Origin of the sequence: Citrobacter sp. Cpo061, assembly GCF_030332845.1 — a bacterium.
GTDB lineage: Bacteria > Pseudomonadota > Gammaproteobacteria > Enterobacterales > Enterobacteriaceae > Citrobacter > Citrobacter portucalensis.
Genome location: NZ_JAOWHB010000050.1, coordinates 111,742 through 135,556, shown reverse-complemented (window position 1 = coordinate 135,556; position 23,815 = coordinate 111,742). Strand labels below are relative to the sequence as shown.

The 23,815-nt window shown below is 51.0% G+C and carries 19 protein-coding genes; 5 read left to right on the top strand and 14 right to left on the bottom strand.

The genetic code is table 11. The features are described 5' to 3' along the window. Positions 1-64: 64 nt before the first annotated feature. Positions 65-2,143 carry an ABC transporter permease gene (locus OGX97_RS15565; protein WP_008783887.1) on the top strand — a complete coding sequence of 693 codons (2,079 nt, stop codon included), beginning with the start codon at positions 65-67 and terminating at the stop codon, positions 2,141-2,143. 11 nt (positions 2,144-2,154) lie between these two features. Continuing rightward, a complete protein-coding gene (gene fbpC, locus OGX97_RS15560) occupies positions 2,155-3,201 on the top strand; it encodes a ferric ABC transporter ATP-binding protein (protein ID WP_000192349.1) in 1,047 nt (348 codons plus the stop codon). A gap of 186 nt (positions 3,202-3,387) precedes the next feature. On the opposite strand, the gene mmuM is transcribed toward fbpC, so the two are convergent. The 9 genes from mmuM to OGX97_RS15515 form a co-directional block, all read right to left on the bottom strand. Next, positions 3,388-4,320 (bottom strand): homocysteine S-methyltransferase, encoded by a 933-nt coding sequence (mmuM, locus tag OGX97_RS15555; protein ID WP_204191554.1) that lies wholly within the window; start codon positions 4,318-4,320, stop codon positions 3,388-3,390. Next, positions 4,307-5,710 (bottom strand): S-methylmethionine permease, encoded by a 1,404-nt coding sequence (gene mmuP / locus OGX97_RS15550; protein WP_001373486.1) that lies wholly within the window; start codon positions 5,708-5,710, stop codon positions 4,307-4,309. The genes mmuM and mmuP overlap by 14 nt, the downstream gene beginning before the upstream one ends. 274 nt (positions 5,711-5,984) lie before the next feature. Beyond that, complete coding sequence (mhpT, locus tag OGX97_RS15545; protein ID WP_020996588.1) at positions 5,985-7,196, bottom strand: 3-(3-hydroxy-phenyl)propionate transporter MhpT; 1,212 nt, start codon at positions 7,194-7,196, stop codon at positions 5,985-5,987. Between the two features lie 68 nt (positions 7,197-7,264). Beyond that, positions 7,265-8,278: a 4-hydroxy-2-oxovalerate aldolase gene (mhpE, locus tag OGX97_RS15540; protein ID WP_032942491.1), complete on the bottom strand. Its 1,014-nt coding sequence runs from the start codon at positions 8,276-8,278 to the stop codon at positions 7,265-7,267. Next, positions 8,275-9,225: an acetaldehyde dehydrogenase gene (gene mhpF, locus OGX97_RS15535; RefSeq protein ID WP_003830924.1), complete on the bottom strand. Its 951-nt coding sequence runs from the start codon at positions 9,223-9,225 to the stop codon at positions 8,275-8,277. Before mhpF ends, mhpE begins: the two co-directional genes overlap by 4 nt. Continuing rightward, positions 9,222-10,031: a 2-keto-4-pentenoate hydratase gene (gene mhpD / locus OGX97_RS15530; protein WP_000184938.1), complete on the bottom strand. Its 810-nt coding sequence runs from the start codon at positions 10,029-10,031 to the stop codon at positions 9,222-9,224. Before mhpD ends, mhpF begins: the two co-directional genes overlap by 4 nt. Before the next feature lie 9 nt (positions 10,032-10,040). After that, positions 10,041-10,907, bottom strand: a complete 867-nt coding sequence (gene mhpC / locus OGX97_RS15525) for a 2-hydroxy-6-oxonona-2,4-dienedioate hydrolase (protein WP_103015003.1) — start codon at positions 10,905-10,907, stop codon at positions 10,041-10,043. Positions 10,908-10,935: 28 nt separating this feature from the next. Continuing rightward, the gene (gene mhpB, locus OGX97_RS15520; RefSeq protein ID WP_048236000.1) at positions 10,936-11,880 is read right to left on the bottom strand and encodes a 2,3-dihydroxyphenylpropionate/2,3-dihydroxicinnamic acid 1,2-dioxygenase; all 945 of its coding nucleotides are present in this window, start codon (positions 11,878-11,880) and stop codon (positions 10,936-10,938) included. A gap of 1 nt (position 11,881) precedes the next feature. Continuing rightward, a complete protein-coding gene (locus tag OGX97_RS15515) occupies positions 11,882-13,546 on the bottom strand; it encodes a bifunctional 3-(3-hydroxy-phenyl)propionate/3-hydroxycinnamic acid hydroxylase (RefSeq protein ID WP_279850378.1) in 1,665 nt (554 codons plus the stop codon). A 191-nt stretch (positions 13,547-13,737) separates the two neighbouring features. On the opposite strand from OGX97_RS15515, the gene OGX97_RS15510 reads away from it, so the two are divergent. Next, complete coding sequence (locus OGX97_RS15510; RefSeq protein ID WP_048226474.1) at positions 13,738-14,550, top strand: DNA-binding transcriptional regulator; 813 nt, start codon at positions 13,738-13,740, stop codon at positions 14,548-14,550. Between the two features lie 428 nt (positions 14,551-14,978). On the opposite strand, the gene OGX97_RS15505 is transcribed toward OGX97_RS15510, so the two are convergent. The 4 genes from OGX97_RS15505 to OGX97_RS15490 form a co-directional block, all read right to left on the bottom strand. After that, positions 14,979-16,814 carry a hypothetical protein gene (locus OGX97_RS15505; RefSeq protein ID WP_279850377.1) on the bottom strand — a complete coding sequence of 612 codons (1,836 nt, stop codon included), beginning with the start codon at positions 16,812-16,814 and terminating at the stop codon, positions 14,979-14,981. Beyond that, positions 16,811-19,327 (bottom strand): AAA family ATPase, encoded by a 2,517-nt coding sequence (locus tag OGX97_RS15500; protein ID WP_279850376.1) that lies wholly within the window; start codon positions 19,325-19,327, stop codon positions 16,811-16,813. The genes OGX97_RS15505 and OGX97_RS15500 overlap by 4 nt, the downstream gene beginning before the upstream one ends. Before the next feature lie 951 nt (positions 19,328-20,278). After that, positions 20,279-20,755, bottom strand: coding sequence for a cold-shock protein (locus OGX97_RS15495; protein ID WP_003830914.1), 477 nt, complete (start codon positions 20,753-20,755; stop codon positions 20,279-20,281). 86 nt (positions 20,756-20,841) lie between these two features. Next, complete coding sequence (locus OGX97_RS15490; RefSeq protein WP_003021350.1) at positions 20,842-21,087, bottom strand: YmjA family protein; 246 nt, start codon at positions 21,085-21,087, stop codon at positions 20,842-20,844. A 377-nt stretch (positions 21,088-21,464) separates the two neighbouring features. Between OGX97_RS15490 and OGX97_RS15485 the strand changes: the two genes are divergently transcribed. Together OGX97_RS15485 and OGX97_RS15480 are read left to right on the top strand one after the other, a co-directional pair. After that, positions 21,465-22,241 carry an MBL fold metallo-hydrolase gene (locus OGX97_RS15485; protein ID WP_032942484.1) on the top strand — a complete coding sequence of 259 codons (777 nt, stop codon included), beginning with the start codon at positions 21,465-21,467 and terminating at the stop codon, positions 22,239-22,241. Positions 22,242-22,259: 18 nt separating this feature from the next. Continuing rightward, entirely contained in the window at positions 22,260-23,210 is a 951-nt protein-coding gene (locus OGX97_RS15480) for a GlxA family transcriptional regulator (RefSeq protein ID WP_137377064.1), read from the top strand. On the opposite strand, the gene OGX97_RS15475 is transcribed toward OGX97_RS15480, so the two are convergent. Continuing rightward, the gene (locus OGX97_RS15475) at positions 23,207-23,815 is read right to left on the bottom strand and encodes a class I SAM-dependent DNA methyltransferase (RefSeq protein ID WP_369702198.1); all 609 of its coding nucleotides are present in this window, start codon (positions 23,813-23,815) and stop codon (positions 23,207-23,209) included. The genes OGX97_RS15480 and OGX97_RS15475 overlap by 4 nt on opposite strands.

Genomic DNA, 23,815 nt, shown 5'->3' with positions numbered 1-23,815 from the left:
ACGTTGCGTTCATTTGCCGGGTGCGGTCTAAACGCCTTACCCGGCCTACATTATCGGAAACGCTATGTCACACACACTTGCACTCCATCCCGTGAAAAAACGGGATGCGATATTTCTTTGGGTTTTGCTCGGCTGGCTGGCGTTTGCCCTGCTGCCGAGCTGGAGCCTGGACTACGGTCTGCTGGAGTCAACGCGGGAAGAAATACTCGCCGCCTACGGCTGGTCGCAGTTCAATATCAGTTGGCTGTGGTATCTGCTGCCAAGCCTGCTGCTGGTGCGCCCATTCCATGAAGCCAGGCGCGAACAGCGCAGCCGCCATTATCTTGACGCGGGTTGGGCATTTTTCTGTATGGCCTTTATTGTCGCCAGCGCCACCCTTGAGGGTCGCGGCTTAGGCTATGCCACCATCGTGCTGTTTGTGGCGCTTGGCGCAATCATGACCCTGGCGCTCACCCGCCTCGAATGGCTGGGCGGTGACCGTTTCGTCATCGGCTCGCTTACCGCGATTGTCGCGCTGATCGGTATTTTTATCGTCTGGCCAAGCATCGCCATTTTCATTCCGATGTTCACCAACGACGCCGGGGAATTTGCCCCGCTGGCGTTTATGAATGTGCTGTCGCAGGCACATATCATTCAGGTGATCCTCAACTCGATTATGCTGTCGATTGCCGTCGGCGTCGGCTGTACCTTCTTTGGTCTGGTACTGGCTATCTACACCACCCGTATCGCCAGACGCAGCGCCATAATCGGACGTATCTTCTCGATTTTGCCGATCGTCACTCCGCCGTTTGTCGTCGGTTTAGGCGTCACGCTGATGATGGGACGCTCCGGTTACATCACCGAGTTTATGGTCGAATGGTTTGGTTTAACCAACACCAACTGGCTGTATGGCTTTACCGGCATCTGGCTGGCGCAGGTTCTGGCCTTTACGCCGATGGCGTTTATGATCCTCGACGGAGCAATCAAAACCATTCATCCGTCGCTGGAAGAAGCGTCATACACCCTGCGTGCCAGCCGCTGGCAGACCTTTAACGGCGTGTTTGTCCCGCTGCTGAAACCCGCACTGGCGAACGCCTTTTTGATTGTGGTCGTGCAGTCGCTGGCCGACTTTAGTAACCCGCTGGTGCTCGGCGGTAACTTCGACGTGCTGGCAACGCAAATCTACTTCTACATCACCGGTTCGCAGCTTGACTACCAGGCCGCCAGTACGCTGGGTGCCTTCCTGCTGCTGTTCTCGCTTCTGGTGTTCTGCGTGCAGTATATGTGGATTGGTAAACGCTCATACGTCACCGTTTCCGGCAAATCCTACCGGGGCGACGTACAGCCGCTGCCGGTAACACTGGTATGGAGCGTGGTCGCGCTGCTGGCAGTGTGGATTGCCTTTAACGCCCTGCTCTACGGCAGCATTTTCTATGGTAGCTTCACCGTCAACTGGGGCGTGGACTACACCCTGACGCTGGCGAACTTTACCAAACTGTTCGGTCAGGGGATGAGCGACGGCGCGTGGCCTTCACTGCTCGACACCCTGCTCTACGCCGGGATTGCCGCGCCGATCACCGCGATCTTCGGCCTGCTGATCGCATGGATCGTGGTGCGCCAGCAGTTTAAAGGCAAGAAGACCATCGAGTTCACCACCATGCTGTGCTTTGCCGTTCCGGGCACCGTCGCGGGCGTATCGTACATTCTGGCCTTTAACAGCGCCCCGGTGTACCTCACTGGTACGGCGGCGATTGTCATTATCTCAATGGTGATGCGTAACGTCCCGGTCGGTATCCGGGCGGGTATCGCGGGCTTAGGCCAAATCGATAAATCACTGGATGAAGCCTCACTCAGCCTGCGCGCCGGTTCTCTGCGTACTATTACGCACATCCTGCTGCCGCTGCTGCGCCCGGCGATCCTCTCGGCGCTGATTTACAGCTTTGTGCGCGCCATTACCACCGTCAGCGCCATTGTGTTCCTCGTCACGCCGGATACCCGCGTAGCGACGGCTTACATCCTCAACCGCGTGGAAGATGGCGAATACGGTGTAGCGATTGCCTACGGTTCCATTCTGATCGTGGTGATGCTGGCGATTATTTTCATCTTTGACTGGCTGATCGGTGAATCACGTACCTCCCGTTCAAAAGCCAAAAACCAGGCGTAATGGAGCGCACTATGACTCAGAAAAATTTCGTTGAACTGCGCAACGTCACTAAACGATTTGGCAGTAATACGGTAATCGACAATATCAACCTCACCATCCCGCAGGGGCAAATGGTGACGCTGCTCGGCCCGTCCGGCTGCGGCAAAACCACTATTTTGCGCCTGGTTGCCGGGCTGGAAAAACCGAGCGAAGGGCAAATTTTCATTGATGGCGAAGACGTCACCCATCGCTCTATTCAGCAGCGCGATATCTGCATGGTGTTTCAGTCCTATGCCCTGTTCCCGCATATGTCGCTGGGAGAGAATGTCGGTTATGGCCTGAAAATGCTCGGTGTACCGCGCGCAGAGCTGAAAGCCCGCGTCAAAGAGGCGCTGGCGATGGTGGATCTGGAAGGATTCGAAGACCGCTTTGTCGATCAGATCTCCGGCGGTCAGCAGCAGCGCGTGGCGCTGGCCCGCGCGCTAATCCTCAAGCCGAAAGTGCTGCTGTTTGATGAGCCGTTGAGTAACCTCGACGCCAACCTGCGTCGCAGCATGCGCGACAAGATCCGCGAGCTGCAAAAGCAGTTTGATATCACCTCGCTGTACGTCACCCACGATCAGAGCGAAGCCTTTGCGGTTTCTGATACCGTGCTGGTGATGAACAAGGGACACATCATGCAGATCGGCTCACCGCAGGATCTTTACCGCCAGCCCGCCTCCCGCTTTATGGCGAGCTTTATGGGCGATGCCAACCTGTTCCCGGCAACCTTCAGCGACGGATACGTTGATATCTACGGCTATCATCTGCCGCGCCCACTGCACTTTGGTACACAGGGCGAAGGGATGGTCGGTGTGCGCCCGGAAGCGATCACGCTCAGCGATCGCGGCGAGGAGAGCCAGCGCTGCGTGATCCGCCATGTCGCCTATATGGGGCCGCAGTATGAAGTGACGGTGGAATGGCACGGGCAGGAGATTTTATTGCAGGTCAACGCTACGCGCCTGCAACCGGACGTCGGCGAACAGTATTATCTCGAAATCCATCCGTACGGCATGTTTGTTCTGGCGGATGCGGCATAACGTTTTGTGGCTTTGTAGGCCGGATAAGGCGCTTGTGCCGCCATCCGGCAATGCCTGATGCGCTGCGCTTATCAAGCCTACAATGAACGATGTAGGCCGGATAAGGCGCTTGCGCCGCCATCCGGCAATGCCTGATGCGCTGCGCTTATCAGGCCTACAATGAACGATGTAGACCCGATAAAACTCTCAGCTTCGCGCTTTTAGCGCGGCGATATCCGCAGGCGTGGTGCGACAGCACCCGCCAATTAACCGTGCGCCAGCGGCCTGCCACTGCGGCAGATAATCCGCCAGCTGCGCGCAATGTTCACCGTGATGATGCCAGGTTTTGCTCACCGCATCGTAATGCTCGCCCGAGTTCGGATACACCACAAGCGGCAGCGCCGTTAAACCGTGTAAATGCTGCAACGCAGCGGTGGTGTTTTCCAGCGCAATACAGTTAATGCCTAGCGCCACCACCTGCGGATAACCCGCCAGCAACGCAACCACGTCACGCAGCGGCGTACCGTCGCTCAGGTGCTCGCTGTCGCGCAGGGTAAATGAGAACCACGCCCGCGCACGCGGATATGCGGTCAACAGCTCAGCCAACGCCTCAATCTCGGCGAAATTCGGCAGGGTTTCGCAGGCCAGCAGATCGGCCCCGGCATCCAACAAGGCTTCCACGCGCGGGCGATGAAACGCCTGAAATGCCTCAACGCTACAATGATAATCGCCACGGTATTCAGAGCCATCCGCCAGATACGCGCCGTAAGGCCCGACGGATCCCGCCACCAGAAGCGTTCCCGCCTGCGGGTTCTCTGCCAGATACGCTTCACGGGCTTTACGCGCCAGCTCCACGCTTTTGCCAATCAGCGCTTTCGACTGCGATTCATCCAGACCTCGCGCGGCGAAGCCCGCCGGCGTCGCCTGATAGCTGGCAGTGATCGCGCATTGCGCCCCCGCCCGGTAGTAATCAAGATGCACTTCGCGGATAAGCTCCGGGTTTTCTACCAGCACTTTGGCTGACCACAGGCTGTCGGCTAAGTTACACCCTCGCGCTTCCAGCTCCGTCGCCATCGCGCCATCCAGCAGCAGGATATCCTGTTTATCAAGGAGAGCGCGTAACGGATTATTCTGCGACATGTTCTGGCTCCTGTTTTGCGTTTCGGGGTTGAGTAAGGAAATAAGCACCATAGCACAACGCAACAAACGGTAACCCGCACCACAACGCAATTCTCTGCGCTGGATCGAATGCCAGCCCCACACAGGCCACCAGGCACAGCACAAAACCTAATACCGGCACCAGCGGATACCACGGCGCGCGATAATGTAATTCACTCAATGCCTTACCTTGTTGCAGATGACGGCGGCGAAAAACAAAATGCGAGGCGCAGATACTCAGCCACACCGCCACCACCGCAAACCCGGAGATTGCCGACAGCGCAACAAATACCGTGTCCGGGGCCACCACGCTGGAAAACAGCGCCAGCACACCACCGAGCATACTGACCGACAGCGCCGTCAGTGGCACGCCGTTTTTCGTTACTCGCGCAAAACAGGCCGGTAGCGTACGTTCATTCGACAACGACCACAGCATGCGCCCGGAGGCATATAACCCGGAGTTCGCTGCAGAAAGAATAGCCGTCAGGATCACGAAGTTAAAAATATCAGCGGCGTACGGGATCCCTACTTTCTCAAACACCAGCACAAACGGGCTTTTCTCCACGCCCGCCTGCTGCATCGGGATCAGCGCTGCCAGCACAAACACGGTGCCGATAAAGAAAATAATCAGTCGCGCGATGGTAGTACGAATCGCTACCGGGATAACTTTGCGCGGGTTTTCCGTTTCACCGGCGGCAATGCCGATAAGCTCGGTACCCGAAAAAGCAAAGTTCACTGCCACCATAGTCATCAAAATCGGTAAGCCACCGTGCGGGAACCAGCCTTCCGCCGTGATATTACTCAGCCCCGGCGCGGGCGAGCCATCCTGCATCGGAATAAAGCCGAAAATCGCCGCCCCACCGAGGATGATAAAGGCGATGATAGTGACCACTTTGACCAGCGAGAACCAGAACTCCCCTTCGGCAAAAAAGCGCGTGGAGATAACATTCAGACCAAAAATAATCGCGCAGAACACCACGCACCAGACCCATACCGGAACCTGTGGAAACCAGTACTGCATACAGAATCCGGCGGCGGTAAAACTCGAACCCAGCGCCACGGTCCAGGTCAGCCAGTAGAGCCAGGCCACGGTATACCCCGTTGCCGGGCCAAGATAGCGCGCGGCATAAACGTGAAACGCCCCGGTCTCCGGCATCGCGACCGACAGCTCGCCCAGACACTGCATAACCAGCCAGACCACCAGCGCACCAATCAGATAGGCCAGCAGCGTTCCCGCCGCTCCGGTGGTGGAGATGATGTACCCGGTATTGAAGAATAATCCTGTGCCAATCACGCCGCCCAGGGAAAGCATAATCAGGTGACGCGTTTTCATTGTGCGCTTCAGTGGCGCATTTTGTTGTGTTGTTTGCATATAACCTTCTAAACGTATGGACATCTAAACATCCAAAGAAGGTTTGTTATACCGCGTTTGTTAACAGAATGCAAAGTCAACCCTGCACCAGACGCAGATGCCCGCGCCGGGCGCTTAATAGCGGGTGGGGATTAATAATCAGATACAAAAAGGGCCGCCAGCTCATAACGCCTCCGTTGCCATGTTTTATCTAAACTTTGGCAACACAGTTGACTGACGGCGTTCACCCGGAAGTGGGAATCAAATCTCCCCACTCCCACAACCGGATGAGTGCTTAAGCACCGCTGGCTGGGATCGGCATCTGTGATTTGCGGCTCATCAGAATAAATACCGCCAGGCCTGCCAGCAAAATGCCCGGCGCAGAAGCCGCCATCACCCCTACCGTTCCGGTACCGAGCGCTAACATTTTCCCTGCCAGCAGCGGGCCGCTCATCGCCCCCAGACGCCCGACTGCGACGGCGGTTCCCACGCCTGTGGCGCGGATCTGCGTGCTGTAAAACAGCGGCGCCAGCGCATACAACACGCTTTGCCCGCCGGTGGCGAACATCCCCGCCACAAATCCCGCCATTAGCATGCCGCTCAATGACGACACCGTACCCAGCGCCAGCAGTGAAGCCAACATCCCGGTGTAGATCAGCAGCGACATCACCACCGGGCGCAGTTTATCCATTAACGCCCCGAGAATTAACGTGCCGCTGGCCGCGCCAATTTGCAGAGCAAACATTACGCCTGCCGCCTGCGATGGCCGAAAGCCCTGCTCCACCAGCAGCATCGGCAGCCAGTTGATCAGCATATACACCACCAGCAGGGTGAAGAAATAGCACAACCACAGCAGCAGCGTGGCACTCGCCGTCGCTGGCGCAAACAGGGCGCGCAACGGTGCGGCGGCCACCTGCGTTTGTTGGGTATAAACCTGAGATTCCGGCAGCCAGCGCATCAACAGCGGCACCAGCAGCAGCGGGATCACCCCGCCTACCCAGAACACCGTTTGCCAGGCGGAGGCCAGGCCGCTAAACCCGAGCGCTGCCGCCAGCGCCGCGCCAATCGGCACGCCGCAGTACATCAGGCTCACTGCCGTACCGCGAAAACGCGGGCCCGCCGCCTCGGAAGTCAACGCGATCAGATTCGGCAACGCCGCGCCCAGCCCGACACCGGTCATCAGACGGGCAAACACCAGCGATGAGAAATCCCAGGAAATCGCCGTCGCCAGCGAGAACAGGCCGAACAGCGCCACAGAGGCAATGAGAATACGCTTGCGGCCATAGCGGTCGGCCAGCATGCCGCCCACCAGCGCGCCGGGCAGCAGCCCGAGAATGCCCGCACTGAAGATCCAGCCCATCTGCATTTTATCCAGCGCAAACGCGTGGGCGATACCGACGGCAGCGATACCGGCGGCCTGTAAATCCAGCCCTTCCATCAGGGCAACTAAAAAGCAAAGCCCAACGGTCAACGTCAGGCGGTAAGATGCGGGGGTACGGGTCGTCATAAGATGTCCCTCTGAGGTCACGATGCAGGTGAATCGCGGCTGATACGTTGCCAGCCGCGTAATCATTTTTATTTGCGGTTGCGCAGGTCCAGCGCTACGTCGACGATCATATCTTCCTGGCCGCCCACCATCCGACGTTTGCCCAGTTCCACCAGAATATCTACTGCGCTCAGGTCATAACGTGCTGCCGCCACTTCGCAATGACGCAGAAAACTGGAGTACACCCCGGCATAGCCCAGCGCCAGCGTTTCACGATCCACCCGCACCGGGCGGTCTTGTAGTGGACGCACTAAATCGTCGGCGGCATCCATCAGTGCATAGAGATCGGTTCCGTGCTGCCAACCAAGCTTATCCGCAGCGGCGATAAATACCTCCAATGGCGCGTTGCCCGCGCCTGCGCCCATCCCGGCCAGGCTGGCGTCGATACGGTCACACCCCTCTTCTACCGCGGCAATGGAGTTCGCCACCCCAAGACTCAGGTTGTGATGCGCATGCATTCCGGTTTCTGTTTCCGGCTTCAGCACCGCTTTCAGTGCGCGGAAGCGGGCGCGAATATCGCTCATGTTCATTGCGCCGCCGGAATCGACCACATAAATACAGGTCGCGCCGTAGTTTTCCATCAGCTTCGCCTGCTGTGCCAGGTTCTCCGGTGTGGTCATATGGCTCATCATCAGAAAGCCGACGGTATCCATGCCAAGCTCACGCGCATACTGAATATGCTGGGCCGACACATCCGCTTCAGTGCAGTGGGTCGCCACGCGCACTACCCGTGCGCCGGCCTGATATGCATTTTTCAGGTCATGAATAGTGCCGATACCCGGCAGCAACAGCGTGGCAATTTTGGCATGCTTCACCACGTCCGCCGCCGCTTCAATCCACTCCAGGTCGCTGTGCGCACCAAAGCCGTAGTTAAAGCTGGAACCTTGTAAACCGTCGCCGTGGGCCACTTCAATAGAATCAACCCGTGCGTCGTCCAGCGCTTTGGCTATCTGGCGCACATTTTCCAGTGAATACTGATGACGAATAGCGTGCATACCGTCGCGCAGGGTCACGTCAGAGATATAAAGTTTTTTACCGTTCATGCTGCTTCTCCTGCCTGACGAGCGAGGGACTGCGCCATCTTCTCAGCGGTCGCCAGCGCGCTGGAGGTCATAATGTCGAGGTTGCCCGCGTAGGCTGGTAAATAGTGCGCCGCGCCTTCCACTTCCAGATACACCGCGGTTTTCAGCCCAGAGAACTGGCCGATACCCGGCAGATTCACCGGTTTATCCTCCGGGATGACTTCAAACTGGACACGCTGTTTCAGGCGATAGCCCGGCACGTAGGCCTGCACCGCCGCCGCCATCTCATTAATCGACGCTTCAACTTCAACCTCAGAGGCCGCTTCGCTCAGCACATACACCGTGTCACGCATCATCAGCGGCGGCTCGGCCGGGTTAAGGACAATAATGGCTTTGCCTTTTGCCGCGCCGCCGACCACTTCAATCGCCTTCGAGGTAGTTTCGGTAAACTCGTCGATATTGGCGCGGGTACCCGGCCCCGCCGATTTACTGGCGATCGAGGCGATAATCTCGGCGTAATGGACTTTTGCCACGCGAGAAACTGCCGCCACCATTGGGATGGTTGCCTGTCCGCCGCAGGTCACCATATTGACGTTCTGCTGATCAACGTTGGCTGCCAGATTCACCACCGGCACGCAGTAAGGACCGATTGCCGCGGGCGTCAGGTCGATCAGGCGGATGCCTGGTTTAACGGCACGTAGCGCGGCGTCGTTCTTCACATGCGCGCCTGCGCTGGTGGCGTCAAACACAATGTCGATATCGGCGAATTCCGGCATGGCGATAAGCCCTGTCACCCCTTCATGGGTGGTGGCAACGCCCATGCGTCGGGCACGCGCCAGGCCATCAGATTCTGGATCGATACCGACCATCACCGCCATTTCCAGATGCACGCCGTGACGCAAAATTTTTATCATCAAATCGGTACCGATGTTGCCGGAGCCGATAATGGCGACTTTACGCTTACTCATGACTGACTTCCTTTTGTAACCGCCGCTGAAAAGGTGGCGGCGACTGAACCAATACCGTCGATATGGGCTTCGAAACGATCGCCCGCATTCACCGCCACCATCGGGCCTAACGCTCCGGTGAGAATAATGTCTCCGGCACGCAGCGGCTCGCCGAGGCTGGCCATTTTGCGCGCCAGCCAGACGGCGGCGTTGATCGGATGTCCCAGGCATTCGCTGCCGCGCCCGCTGGAGACCTCTTCGTTGTTGCGCGTCATTTTCATCGCGCAGTTTTTCAGATCTAATCCTGCCGGACGCTGTGCCGGACCGCCGACCACATACACGCCACAGGAGGCGTTATCCGCCACGGTATCAACAAATTTGATCGACCAGTCGCGGATACGGCTGCCGACCACTTCCAACGCGGGAAGTACCCACTCGATGGCGTTGTAAAGCTCGTCAAAAGTGGTGTCGGTATTGGGCAGATCGCGGTTCAGCACCAGCGCAATTTCGGCTTCAATACGCGGTTGCAGCACACGGGAAAACGGGATGGTTTCGTTATCGCCATAACACATATCAGCAAACAGCGTACCGAAGTCCGGTTGATCGACACCCAGCTGTTGCTGCACTTTCGGGTGCGTCAGCCCCACTTTGCGCCCGACCACGCGACGCCCGCGCGCCACGTCGTACTGCACGTTGATGCGCTGAATGGCGTAGGCTGCTTCGGCGTTATCCACACCAATCAATTCACGCAGTGGGGCGATGGCTTCCCCTTTTTCTTCAGCCTGACGTAAATCGGCGGCTAGCTGCTCAAGATTACGATTCGTCATGTCCGTTCCTTAAGGGCGTGTGAGGAAATTCAGCACCAGCTGGTTAAAGGCATCCGCATGTTCCCACTGCGCCCAGTGTCCGCAGTCGCGGTAGATATGCAGCTCAGAACCGGCAATTCCGGAGAGCAGGCGCAGACCGGCATCCATCGGTACAAAGCGGTCATTGCGTCCCCAGACAATCAGGGTCTGGGCTTTGATTTCACCCAGACGCGGGCTGAAATCCGGGAACTGTTTCGGGTTGGCCTCCAGACTCTGGACAAAGTTTTCCAGGTGATCGCGACGCGACAGCATGTTATTCAGGCGCGCCTCAAACAACGCCTCGGTCAGGTCGCTGGTGTCGAAGACAAAGATCTCCATCATCAGCTTCAGGTTCTCGATGGTCGGCTCGCGATACAGCTGATTCAGGCGCTTGATACCTTCGGTTGGCATCGGGGTAAACAGGCTCATGCCGCCCGTTCCGCCGCCCATTAGCACCAGTTTGCCCACACGCTCCGGCCAGCTCAGGGTAAACGCCACAGCACTGTGACCGCCCATCGAGTTACCCAGCAGGTGGACTGTTTGAATATCCAACTGATCGACCACGCTTTTCAGGATGCGGGCGTTGAGATCGGATCGCGAACCGCGGTTAACGATCCCATCGCTTTTGCCCCAGCCAGGACAATCCAACAGGATCACCCGGTATCCGGCCTGTACCAGCGGATCGATATTGCGGCTGAAGTTTGCCCAGCCCGTCGCGCCAGGACCGGATCCGTGCAGCAGCACGACGGTCTCTTCGCCCTGCCCACAGTCATTGAAATGCACGCGTAGGGTTTCGCCTGCTTCCTGCACCTCCAGAAAACGACTGGTAGCGGCTTCGGTTTGCGGTTGGTAAGTCATGATGTTCTCCTGCATATTCAGTTCTGTTTTAGTTCTGCGTAGTGGCGCTCAGGGAGCCGAATCCGGCGATCCACTCCGGGATCGGGCGGTAATAACGGCCTTCGCTGCGCCAGTTGCCAAAAGCAGAAATGGCGGCAAAGGCGGCAACCCAGGTTTTAACTTCATGCGTTGATTTGCCCGCCATCGCGGACAGCTCTTCGTTACTGACCGCGTCCAGCTCCTGCAAACGCCCCTGCTCAAGCAGGGTCATAAAACGGTTATCCCAGACGGGGTTAAGCGGGTGTAGCGTGTTTTGATCGACCACAAACTTCTCGGCGGCGCTGATCACCCGCTGCTGACGCAGCTCGCGCTCGTTTTCAGGTAACTGTTTGCCGCTGCCGAGCAGGCGGTCACGCATATGGGCATCAGCCTTCGCCAGCTCCGGTACCGGCGGCTGGTGCGATAGCCCGCCGGAGCCTAAAAACAGCACGCGCTTATTCAGCGAGCTGGCGAAACGGCCAATCGCTTCACCGAGCATGCGGGTACGCTGAAAGCCCGGCAGCGGCGTGGCGACGCCGTTAATAAACACTGGCAGCACCGGCACCTTATCCAGGCCGCCGAGCAAAAACTCCAGCGGCTGCGCGAAGCCATGATCGACCTGCATGTTGTAGGACACGGCGAGATCGATACCGCTTTTCATTACCGCGTGGGCGCAGGCTTCAGCCAGATCTGTCGGCACCGGTAATTCCCCCGCCGCGCTACCAAAATCGCCGATCGCCGTAGCGCCAACGCCTAAACAGAACGGCGGCATCACGTCGTAGAAAAATCCGTTGTAGTGATCGGGGGCAAACAGCACGACCAGTTCAGGTTCGAACGCCGCAATACGTGCCCGAGCGCTGGCGATCACGCCGTTAACCTCGTCGAGCACAGCCTGTGCCGGGTCGACATAGCCCACCAGCGGCGAGTGGGAAAGACAGTGAAGATAAGCGTGCATATCAGGCAACCTTTTCAACAGGAATGTCGGCAGTAGCGCGAGTGAGCGTCATCACCGACGCCAGTTTATTCAGGGTGCTGCCCAGGGTTTGCGGAATGGCGATGGCGGCCACGAAGCGGTCCGGGCGCATGACTACCAGCGCGGCGTTGTGCTGGGCAAACCACGCGCGCAGGCGGTTTTGCGTATCGCCTATGCGGGTAACGCCGTCGTGGTTATCCTGATCGGTATGTATCTGCGTATCCGGCACAACCTGGATAAAACGCGTCCCCAGCGCCTGCCACTGTTGGATCTGCGCCTCGCTCATGCCCCATAGTGGGTTACAGCCCCAGCCAATCACCGCGAAATTCGGTCCGATGACGTTGTCGAGCAACGTCACTTCGCCCGATTCCAGCGTCACCTTCGGCTGGATAAACATCTTGCCGACCGGTGAAGTTTTCGCGTCGCCTTCACGCACCAGCGCCCCGGCGTGGTACTGCGGCATCGGCTTAAAGCGCATTTCAAGGAAGTAACGTTTGACCGGCGGAATATAATTCAGCAGCCAGGAAACCCCGTCGCGTACCGCGCCGTGCCAGCGTTTGGGCGGCGCAAGTACGTTGCCAGCGGTCACGGAGAGGTCGATCATCGCTTTGGCGTGGTCGCGGCGTTCCTGCTGGTAGGTATCCAACAGCGCATCGCCGGCTTTACCGTTAATCACCAGCGCCAGTTTCCATGCCAGATTGAAAGCATCGCGCATGCCGCTGTTGTATCCCTGACCCTGCCAGACCGGCATAATGTGCGCCGCATCGCCCGCCAGCAGCACGCGGTCAATACGAAAACGTTCGGCCAGACGAGCATTATGGGTATACACGCGCTGGCGGATCAGCTCGACGTTGTCCGGGTTCGGCAGCACTTTGCTCAGCAACTGGCGCATATTCTGCGGCTCGCTAAGCTGCGCTTCGGTTTCCCCCGGCATAACCATAAACTCAAAACGGCGCACCGCGTGCGGCAGCGCGGCGGAGACATACGGGCGCACCGGATCGCAGCACAGATACACATGCGGCGTGCTGAGCGGATCGTTGGCAATATCCACCACAATCCACTGATTCGGCGCGGTTTTACCTTCAAACGGCACGTTCAGAGAACGTCTGACGTTGCTGCCGCCGCCGTCGCAGGCCACCAGCCACTGAGCCTTCACCGTTTCACGTTGACCGTCTGGCGCTTTCAGATTTAGCGTCACTTCGCCGTTTTGTTGGCTGAAGGCCTCCAGCTCGCGGGAGAACAGGCAGCGCACGTTGGGAAAACGCGACAACCCTTCCAACATCACCGCGTCCACCTGCGGCTGAATAAAAGCATTGCGGCGCGACCAGCCAAATTCGTCGGTCATCGGCTGGATATCAGCAAAACAGCGGCCTTTCGGGGTGAGAAAGCGCATCGCGTGCCACGGCGTGGTGTGCGGCAAAACGTTCTCGACCAGCCCCACAGACTGCATAGTGCGCAGCGCTTCATCGTCAATGCCGATGGCGCGAGGATAGTCGATCAGCGTGTCGAGCTTCTCCACTACCAACACCTCAATGCCCATCTGCCCAAGATAGTTGGCCATCATCAGCCCTACCGGACCAGCACCGGCAATCGCCACCTGCGCGGTATGCTGCAAAGCGGGTTGGATATCCGGGTTTTTTGTTGTCATTTCAGAACCTCACGACTCGGACAAAACGCAATTGCGGACCCTGGTGAGGCGCAATTTGTTTTGTTAAAAATATGTGAATAATTTTTTGTTGTGCGGTCAGTATAGAAGCGAGTTTTTGCGCTACAATCAAAACATGCCAGGATGTGCACTAAGTGCACAACGTTGTTTTATCTGTAGATTTGTCAATGAATATGAAAAATGACGAGAGCACTGAGTACAAAACCGTACGCGGATTAACGCGCGGATTAATGTTATTAAATATGTTAAACCGGCTCGATGGTGGGGCCAGTGTTGGCTTGCTTGCTGAGTTAAGCGGCCTGCATCGCACCACGGTCAGACGGCTGCTGGAAACCCTGCAGGATGAGGGTTACGTCCGGCGCAGCCTGTCCGATGACAGCTTTCGCTTAACCATTAAAGTCCGCCAGCTCAGCGAGGGGTTTCGTGACGAGCAGTGGATTTCTGCACTCGCCGCCCCGCTGCTGGGAGATTTGCTGCGCGAGGTCATCTGGCCGACTGACGTTTCCACGCTGGATGTGGACGCGATGGTGGTACGTGAAACCACCCACCGTTTCAGCCGTCTGTCGTTTCACCGGGCGATGGTAGGGCGTCGTTTGCCACTGCTGAAAACCGCATCCGGCCTGACCTGGCTGGCATTTTGCCCGGAGAATGAACGGCAGGAACTGATTGAAATGCTTGCCTCCCGATCGGGAGAAGAGTTCCAGCTTGCGCGCGAGCCGCTGAAGCTCAATGCCATTTTGACCCGCGCGCGAAAAGACGGTTTTGGGCAGAACTTTCGCGGTTGGGATCAGGAGGAGAAAATCGCTTCTATCGCCGTCCCCATCCGCAGCGAACAGCGGGTGATCGGCTGCCTGAATTTGGTGTATATGGCCAGCGCCATGACCATCGAACAGGCCGCGGAAAAGCATCTTCCGGCCTTACAAAAGGTGGCGAAACAGATAGAGGACGGCGTCGAATCGCAGGAGATTTTGGTTGCCGGGAGGTGAGATGGATCACAATGATGCTGAGATGGGCGATATAAATATCAAATAATACATATAAAGTTATGCTATTGACCTTCAGTGTTAAATATGTCAAACATATCTCATTATCAATGACACAAAAAACTAATATCCCTAAAAGCACAAAATATTTTTTTGAAATTCATGACACCCTGAAATAATTATTTTACAAAAAATCATGATAATATATTTCAGACAATTAATTATCTCTCAGGTCATTCTCCGATAATGACACAATTCAATAATTAATTGTCCTTTAAGGTGCAAATGAAAACTTATAGATTATGATGTAAATACGGCGAAAATATATTTCGCAATAGAAAGAATTTGTAAGCCTCCCTAGTCTCAACAGGTCTACTGAGTTGAGATTAGGGAAATAATCATCTAATCGTAGCTACTAAAAATAAAATATCCTAAGATGTATAGTCACTACCAACGAAACCAGTAACAACTTTTTTTATACTGCTTAGATGTTCATTTAATAATGAAACATCGCTAGTATGAAGAGCAATAGCTGTCGACTGTGGGAATACTGGGTACTGACCAGTTAAGCAATGGCGAGGGGCAACTCGTCGTAAGATAGATCCCATTCTCGCATGTGCAAATAATATTATTAACATATCAACTGATGACATTGTCACCTTCCTATTATTATCGATAGAGTGTATGTTCATCAAATATTTATTTGTAAGAATATCCATATCGTACTCTTTGATAGTGTTAACATCCTTGAACTTAGCATCTAATATTACGGTAAATGATAACCCCTTTTCTTTGGATGTAACTTTCATAACAAAGTCTGGGCAGAAATGATGTTTCCCATATATTGCTGAACGATGAGTATTACTCGTGTCAATCAAATCACCGGGTTTGCTATTAGCGCTATAGGGGTAAATCTTAGCCTCGTAAAGTAGATCAATCAGGAATTCAGAACTAGAAAATACGAAGTGGTTATTTATGCTCCCCTCAGGTCGCTCGGCATCAATGCCTCCAAAAGGGTTTGACTCCGCATGAACACGAAAATTCTGACTCGCAAGTGATGTTTGGAAAACATTTTCGATCTCCCTATGGAGTAATAGCAAAGTTGTTAATTCATAAATAATTGAAAGGTTTTTAAGACCTAAGAGCAATTTATTGTTAGAGAAATCGGGAGCATTAGTTCTATAGCATTTTTCTATCAGAGAAAATGCCTCTTTATAATGCGAATGCCTTATAACATATGATGACATTCTAGGAATTGCAAATTTTTTAATTTTAGATGGTATTATCTTTAAATATACTCCTCGTAATTCACTGGCCTTTGCTAGCAAAATATCAATTTCTTTGATTTTTACATCCAATACCATCTTTGAAAATTTTGCCATCGTATGATCGAATCTCACATAATCGCTATTTAACGGATTTTGAGGAAATTCAATATTAGTACGATATTCATCTTTTAATGAATTTAAAAAATTCACAGAATTTATTAAAAAAGTATTTATAACTCTATTTTCATAGACATCAAAATTTTCCAATGATATTTCTTTTGGTACTTGTTCGTAGTGATAACCGCGATTATTAAAATAAATATTCACACTATCTTGGTTCGCAGGTGAAAGTCGATCAAGGTTTGTTAAAGCCCAATAAACAGAGTCTGGTCCTGTTGGAGCTCCATTCTCTGATAAAATAAGATCAGATTGTACCTGCGATTTTCTTTCCCTCAAAAAAAGATGTACTGCGCGACTTAAATAATCAAAAGTTTGGTTAATTGCATCAATCTTATTAAAATTGTGCTCGTCATCACCTAATAAATCGCCTCCCCGCTTACTTCTTGAAAAACAAATTGTAATGGCATCTTCAAGATGATCTGTTAAGAAACATAACATGTCATTTGCTAAAAGTGCATTTTCTTTTCTTGCTAAAATATCAAAATTAACAGTTACAAGTTCTGCATATGTATTATCAAAATATAAAGTAACCTCACTTTCTCCAAAAAAATTATAGAAATACTTAGATCCATGCGATGTTATTGACTCTTTTGACGTGAAAACATAAAAATCTTGGTGTGTATTCTCCTGTAAAACCATTACTAAAGGAATATCACCGACCACAATGGTCGGTGCTCCATTAATAGACAAATCATCAGTATCCATATGGATCACAAATGAAAGCCTATCGGTCTCTTTTATTTGTATCCTCTCTCCATGCTCCAGGTATACGCAGGAAGGTTCATCAATAGCATTGATATAGAGTTTCCACTTAATCATAAATTATGTCCATAGCTAAACATATTTTGATTACCATGATTTAATAATCTTTTAAGCATTTTTAATGATTTATCCATTTCATCAGGAAGATTCTGTATTAATGCTTCTATTCTTCTCCCGAATCCCTGACCATAACCATTAAGCAAAGGAATTACATGCTGGCATATGGCATAATCTAATCCAAGATATTTGCTCTCCATAGACATGAGAGGGCCAGCAACATTGTAATAAGATCTTATCGCTTTAATTTTTCTGTATGAAATAATTATTGGACTTCCATATTCAGGACGATCATCTCTCAGCGTCATCACAACTGATTGCAATACTTTCTCAATATCAGCAGGCATTTCTAAACTATTAGCTTTAAAAATATCAATAAATGTCTTTCCACCAATAGCTTCCGGAGCAACATCTAGTATATTTTCGGAACCGACAACACTTATTTCATAATTTGGTTCAAAATCATCGAAATTTATTATCGCTGCTCTATCAAGTAACCTTGGCGTCAATGACTGAACTGATTCATCCTGATTTATTGTACCTAAGAAACGTAGATAATTTGGTATATTAAAGTAAGCTTTATCTGGGTTGCCAGTGGCTAAAATTCTTTTCGACTCAGGATCAGCCATTTCCAAAAATGGACTAAAATAATGCTCAGGTTGAGATAAATTAAACTCATCTAACAAAATAATCGAAGCTGCAACTTCTCTGCCATCGTCAATTTCAGAGCTTAATTGTTGGATTAACTCATATAAACCTGTTGAAGCTGGAGAAAATGACTGAGATAATGCGTTATAGAATCCCAAGATATCTCTTGATGACGTCCAACCACGAGCTATAGGTATATTTAGAAATCTATTCCCTAATCCCAAACAATTCCCTAGCATCTTAGCCAGAGATGTTTTTCCAGTTCCGGGTAAACCGCTAAATAAAGTAAATTGGCATTGAGAAATTGTCGTTAGTATATTTGCTGCGGTCGCATAATCAGTTTTCCTACCCTGTTTATTAAGAGAGTCTAAAACTGTATCGATTAAATCCTCACGAATATCCTCAATATCACTCGAGTTGTAATTAGTTTTTACAGGCACACTATAATCGAGTTGTTGAATAGCATTGCGAGGTCTTAATCCACATAGCGCATCAACATCAGGCTTAAGTTTGACTAAACGACTTGTCAAGACCTCATTATTTTCCTTTAGTTTAGCTCTAACTTCATCGACCTGCTCTTCCATTTGTTTCTTTTTATCTCGAGCACGATCCCGATCATCTTCTAGAGTTTGAATCTCTTTATGAAGTTTATCATAGTCTTTAAGCTTACTATATTTTTCCTCAATAGCCTTTACTTCACTGATTAAACTATCAAGTTTGATTTTTTCATTAGATATTTGACTTTCAATCATTTTCCTTTTTTCGTCAGTTAACGAAGATAAGGTTCCTAAATTATTTACCTCAAAATCATTTCTTTCTCTTGTTTTTTTACGAATTTCTGATTCCAAAGCTTCTTTTTTCTCTTTTAACTCTTCAAACGCATCCTTTTGTTTTTTTGTTTCCTCTTCCATTTTTTTTGTATAATTAGCTTTTTCTTCTTTGAAATAGTCATCTCTATTTTTAGATATATAATCAACTAATACCTGTTTTCCCTCTTTAGTACCTAAAAATGCCTGAATCAACTCCGTTTTGGTAGAATCCCAAGCCAAAGAATCTTCTAAACATTGAAATAATCTATTAAAACGTTGTGGAAAAGTTCGGTACTCTGTTGCAGAAGAAAAATGCTTTCTAATTTGAGCTATTGTACCTTTCGTGAATGATCTAAAGTCTGCATTTAATGCTATCTTATTTCCATATATTGACAATATTTGATCGTCAGTAATAAAATCGATCTCTTCATCAAGAATATCCAAAACTTTCTTTATATTTGCCAAGAAAATTGGTTTTCTTTTATCATTCGATAAATAAGCTATGCACTTTTGTATTCCAATTTTCCCAATATGGTATTGAGGTATCTTGCTTATAGGTGTATTGACTGATTTAAGAGAAAGAATATAACATTCTGTTTTTTCTTCGAATTTGCTAGTGTAATCGAATGGCCCATAAATAAAACCATCATCTTTTATTAACAAAGTTCTGGTAAGCGGAATATCATCAACAACTATCAATGGGTCATTTGGAGTTGGCAAACTGACATCGTAAATTTGAGAAACTTGTAACCCTTTAATTTCTTCACATGAATTCGCTCTAGTAACGTACCTACAATTCCCATCCTTTTGTTCAAAATTAGTAGGTATACAAACTGCTTCAAATAAATTATTTTTAAATCTCTCCTTAATATCCGAATATCCACTAGTTACAAAAACTTGTTCTGTATCACAAAAAAATTCCATTTGATTGATAGGGGAAACATCTCCGTTTTCAAAGATCTCAAAATACACTCTTAACTTCCCAATTTGCTCCTCTCTCTCAGAGCTGTATCCCTTTTCGATAGTGCACAATACCTTTCTTTCCTGCTGTGTCATTTCAAAAATTCCATCTAATAATCAAATAGTTACAACGCCACCCGGCAATGTGAAATCGCTTTCAATCATACTTTGAAGTTAGATCAAGCCACAAACCCCTTTCCATTTCAAGTCCATGGGAGAAATTAAGTAATGAAGGAAATATAAAATTTTATATTAAGATATCTATAACATTTCCAAGCAGTTCATCTAGCCACATTTGAAATGCCTGTTTTATTGAATCAAGAACTGCAAATTTATTACCCAAGACTTAGATTTTTATGTTCAGTAGACTAAGCGACTATTCCCCTAGAAAGCATTATTTCTACCCACACAACTATACCACATCAATTCATCTTGTTGAATTTTATGTAAATTATTAAATCCTAGTGACAACGTTCATCGGCTCCTGAGGAGTACTGTAGAAGCTATCTTAACCTCTTACTTTTACCACAATCTTCAAATGAATATGTTCATAATTTGTACGAAAAAATATTACTCAAGTTTGTATAGTGATAAAGAGAATCATAATCAAATACTATCTTTTTTAACACTAATAAATATTTTCAACCTATTCTTCCGAAATTATTTAAATATTTGTAACAATCCAAATGTTTTTCCTACAGCACTAATTATAGCATAGAGCACAAAATTTCTATAAATCACAACAATAATTACAATATGCCAAAATCAGTAATAATTGTCTCTAATTATTACATGTTATTAATAACAGACAGAATCAACAGCCATTAATAATGGGATTATTTTTGAACCAAAGTAATAATTAATGGGTATGTTTTTCGTATTATAAACTATATGGTGGTGAAAACTTGAAATGTTTTTTCTTTTTCAATAAAAATCTAAACTTACAAAGTTCACAAAACAGTTGTTTAATTGTTAGTCATCCCTCCCCCAAAAAAAGCCGAAACCCCGTAATCAGCAGAGTTTCGGCATTTATCACGCCGAAGAGCTTCAGACCTTAAGCAGTTTCACCGTCGCGTCGATGTCGATTTCATCTTCAGAGAAGATCAGCGTCGTGCCCTGGAAGGTGGTGATGGCCAGTTTTTTCAACGTGCGCATCTCGCCAGGTTTGACGTCTGATTTCGGTCGGATGCTGTTCATCAGCACGCCGACAGACAGCACAGCATTTTCTTTGTCGATACGGGTCTCTACAGGGACTTCTTCGCTGTAGACCAGGAATGACTTGATCGAGGTGAGCTTCAGACGCTCGCCTGCAATATAGATGTACTTGCTGTCTGGTATGACTTTTACCGCGTAGGCAGACAAGCCTTTGTTGTTGGTGGTGGGCTCAAAAGTCACCGCCGCGTCTTTCTTGATCAGCTCAGGATTAGCAACCTTAATCACATGAAAATAGCGGTTGTCGCCGTTTTCATCTTTGATAAATCCAAAGCCTTTATCTTTAAACCACGTTGTGATTGTTCCGTTCATTGCTGTTTCCGCCTGATTAAACCTATTACTTGTAGAGTATACCTACTCAATTTGCGCGCAGTGTAAAACACAGGCCATGTCTTTGGCTACTCGTTACCCCAACGATTGAGAAACTCCGCAATATCATCGATACGCTGAGCGTCGACACCTGCCACGGTAGCCATCTCCTGCTGCGCTTCTTCGCTGATCTCTTCGTTGTTCATCAAACGGGTGATCAACTGCTGGAAGTAGTGCGCCAGCGCGTCACGTTCTGTGTCGCTCACCGGCTTTGCGGCCTCGGTCGCGTACTCGTCGGCAATATCATAATATTTTAGCGGAATGTCGTTGTTCATCAGTTGCTCCGGGGTAAATGCATATGCCAGCAGTTGCCTGCCGCGTCTGGTGTGAATGATAGCATTCTTATTTCATGGTTCGCGATCTGTTTTACTGGCTATAATACGTTGCATATATTCAATATATTTTCCAGGGCCGCTTCGCATTATATAAATCTGTCCGTATTTAAATAACAGCATTCTTATTCAGCTCGATAAAAACAACTGCGTATTAAATAACGAGTCACCAAGGAAATATTAAATTACCTTAATTATGTTATCAATATCTGTAATCTGCAGTTGGCCCAATCCCATCGCTAGTCGCCCATTTGCCCACATTCATCTTCTGGACAACACTCTACGATGACACCACTGACCCAACACGTGGAGCAAACACCATGAACATCACGCAAATCCGTAACGCTACGCAGCACATCACTTTTGGTGGCAAAACCTTTCTGATCGACCCTATGCTGGCGGCAAAAGGTACTTATCCGGGCTTTGCCGGTACGGCTCGCGCCGAGATCCGCAACCCGACCGTTGATCTGCCTGTCGATATCGACACCCTGCTCAACGTTGATGCGCTGATCGTGACCCATCTGCATGAAGACCACTGGGATGAATCCGCGGCTCGTGTCGTACCGAAAGACAAACCGATTTATGTGCAAAACGATCGCGATGCGCAGGTACTGCGGGAACAAGGTTTCACGCAACTGACCGTACTGACGCAAAACACTGCGCTTGGTGATATCACCCTGCGTAAAACCGGCGGCCAGCACGGTTCGGATCGCGCTTACGCCATCCCGCAAATGGCTGAGCGTCTGGGTGATGCCTGCGGAGTTATCTTCCAGCATCCGGCGGAAAAAACGCTGTATCTGGTCGGGGACACCATCTGGCGCGACGAGGTGGAAACCAACATGCGGACTTTCCAGCCAGGCGTGGTCATTCTGAACGCAGGCTTTGCTCACGTTATCGGGTTTGGCCCAATTATCATGGGCGCGGAAGATGTGCTAAAAACCCACTTCACGCTGCCCGAAGCACAAATTGTGGCGACCCACATGGAGGCGATTAACCACTGTCTGCTGACCCGCGCAGCCTTGAAAGAGTACGCCTGCGACAACCAGATTGCGCAATTCGTTAACGTGCCGGAAGATGGCGAAACCCTGACGTTTTAAACTCCACAGAGGACTCGTATGCAACCGCTTAACGTCGCCATTGTTGCCGTGGAAGATTTCAGCCCGTTTCACTTCTCGGTGCCGTGCATTATTTTCAGTGACAAAGTGGCGACGAAAAAGCGTTTTGAGGTGCAACTGTGTGCAGAACAGCCGGGCATCGTTTCCTCGCAGGATGGCTTCTCCATTAACGCAGCCTACGGCTATGAAGCGGTGGAGGCCGCCGACATTGTGGTGATCCCCTGGTGGGGTACCACGGCACATCGGCCACCACAAAGCCTGCTTGATGCGCTCAATCGTGCGCGACAAAACGGCGCGCAGATTGTTGGGTTATGCCTGGGTGCGTTTGTCCTCGGCTACGCCGGTCTGCTGGATGGCAAACGGGCGGCTACGCACTGGGAGTTCGAGCAGGATTTTCAGGCCCGCTTTCCGGCAGCTCATCTGGATATCAACGCGCTGTACGTGGATGACGACGGTATTATTACCTCGGCAGGCACCGCCGCTGCGCTGGATTGCTGCCTGTACGTCATCCGCCAGCGTTTTGGCAGCACGGTGGCGAATCAGATTGCCAGACGGATGATTGTGCCGCCACATCGCGAGGGCGGCCAGGCACAGTTTATCGAGCAACCGGTGGCGAAAAATACCAAAGATCAGCGCATCAACGTCCTGCTCGACTATTTGCGCCAGCATCTCCATGAACCGCATAATCTTGACGAGCTGGCGCAACGGGTGATGATGAGCCGTCGCACCCTCACCCGTCATTTTATGAAGGCCACAGGGTCAAGCGTGGCCGAATGGTTGATTGCCGAGCGCCTGCGCCGTAGCCAGACGTTGCTGGAGTCCAGCCAGTTACCCGTTGAACGCATCGCAGAACAGGTTGGTTTTCAGTCGCCTGTCACCTGGCGCCAGCATTTTAAATCCCACTTTGGCGTTAGCCCGGCTGAATGGCGTAAAACCTTTCGCGGTGATTAGCCTCTTTTTTGCGCCAGCCAGATGGTGTGCCCGGTGCAGTGCGGATCTTCCATCACCATCTCGACCACCGCAAAACCGTGTGCTGACAGCAGTGCGCGGTATTCATCCGGCGCGAGGCTGGCGTGAAACAGCGGCTCACCTTCAAATTGCCCCATCGCGATGCCGTTGTCCGTACCGCTGGTAAACATCAGCGCGCTACCGGGATGGCTGAGGCGGTCAAAAATCGGGAACATCTTTTGCTGGTCCTGCTGAGTTAAATGGAAAAAGCTGTCCCAGGCGATCAGTCCATCGAAAGTCTCATTGAGTGCCAACTCGCGCATATCCTGTTCCAGCCAGCGCTGTGCAGGATAAGTGTTTCGGGCCCGCGCCAGCATCGCCGAGGAACCATCAACGCCGGTAAGCTGAAAACCTTGCTGGATAAAATAACCGGCGATCGGCTGACCGTTGCCGCAGCCAATATCCACAATGCTGCCCTGCCCGCCCATCACGGAAATAAATTTATCGAGCCAGCTTTTCTCGAACAAGGTGCGCGAGCGCTGGCTGGCAAAAGCATCCGCATGGCGTCGGTAGATGGACAGAATATTTTTAGCCGCAGAATCGCTCAC

Excerpts from the sequence above, each read along its gene's own strand:
- mhpC (WP_103015003.1), bottom strand. The coding sequence starts at position 10,907 with ATGACTTACCAACCGCAAACCGAAGCCGCTACCAGTCGTTTTCTGGAG.
- OGX97_RS15565 (WP_008783887.1), top strand. The coding sequence starts at position 65 with ATGTCACACACACTTGCACTCCATCCCGTGAAAAAACGGGATGCGATA.
- mhpE (WP_032942491.1), bottom strand. The coding sequence starts at position 8,278 with ATGAACGGTAAAAAACTTTATATCTCTGACGTGACCCTGCGCGACGGT.
- OGX97_RS15480 (WP_137377064.1), top strand. The coding sequence starts at position 22,260 with ATGCAACCGCTTAACGTCGCCATTGTTGCCGTGGAAGATTTCAGCCCG.
- OGX97_RS15510 (WP_048226474.1), top strand. The coding sequence starts at position 13,738 with ATGAAAAATGACGAGAGCACTGAGTACAAAACCGTACGCGGATTAACG.
- OGX97_RS15500 (WP_279850376.1), bottom strand. The coding sequence starts at position 19,327 with ATGACACAGCAGGAAAGAAAGGTATTGTGCACTATCGAAAAGGGATAC.
- mmuM (WP_204191554.1), bottom strand. The coding sequence starts at position 4,320 with ATGTCGCAGAATAATCCGTTACGCGCTCTCCTTGATAAACAGGATATC.
- fbpC (WP_000192349.1), top strand. The coding sequence starts at position 2,155 with ATGACTCAGAAAAATTTCGTTGAACTGCGCAACGTCACTAAACGATTT.
- OGX97_RS15495 (WP_003830914.1), bottom strand. The coding sequence starts at position 20,755 with ATGAACGGAACAATCACAACGTGGTTTAAAGATAAAGGCTTTGGATTT.
- OGX97_RS15485 (WP_032942484.1), top strand. The coding sequence starts at position 21,465 with ATGAACATCACGCAAATCCGTAACGCTACGCAGCACATCACTTTTGGT.
- mhpF (WP_003830924.1), bottom strand. The coding sequence starts at position 9,225 with ATGAGTAAGCGTAAAGTCGCCATTATCGGCTCCGGCAACATCGGTACC.
- OGX97_RS15505 (WP_279850377.1), bottom strand. The coding sequence starts at position 16,814 with ATGATTAAGTGGAAACTCTATATCAATGCTATTGATGAACCTTCCTGC.
- mmuP (WP_001373486.1), bottom strand. The coding sequence starts at position 5,710 with ATGCAAACAACACAACAAAATGCGCCACTGAAGCGCACAATGAAAACG.
- mhpT (WP_020996588.1), bottom strand. The coding sequence starts at position 7,196 with ATGACGACCCGTACCCCCGCATCTTACCGCCTGACGTTGACCGTTGGG.
- mhpB (WP_048236000.1), bottom strand. The coding sequence starts at position 11,880 with ATGCACGCTTATCTTCACTGTCTTTCCCACTCGCCGCTGGTGGGCTAT.
- OGX97_RS15515 (WP_279850378.1), bottom strand. The coding sequence starts at position 13,546 with ATGACAACAAAAAACCCGGATATCCAACCCGCTTTGCAGCATACCGCG.
- mhpD (WP_000184938.1), bottom strand. The coding sequence starts at position 10,031 with ATGACGAATCGTAATCTTGAGCAGCTAGCCGCCGATTTACGTCAGGCT.
- OGX97_RS15490 (WP_003021350.1), bottom strand. The coding sequence starts at position 21,087 with ATGAACAACGACATTCCGCTAAAATATTATGATATTGCCGACGAGTAC.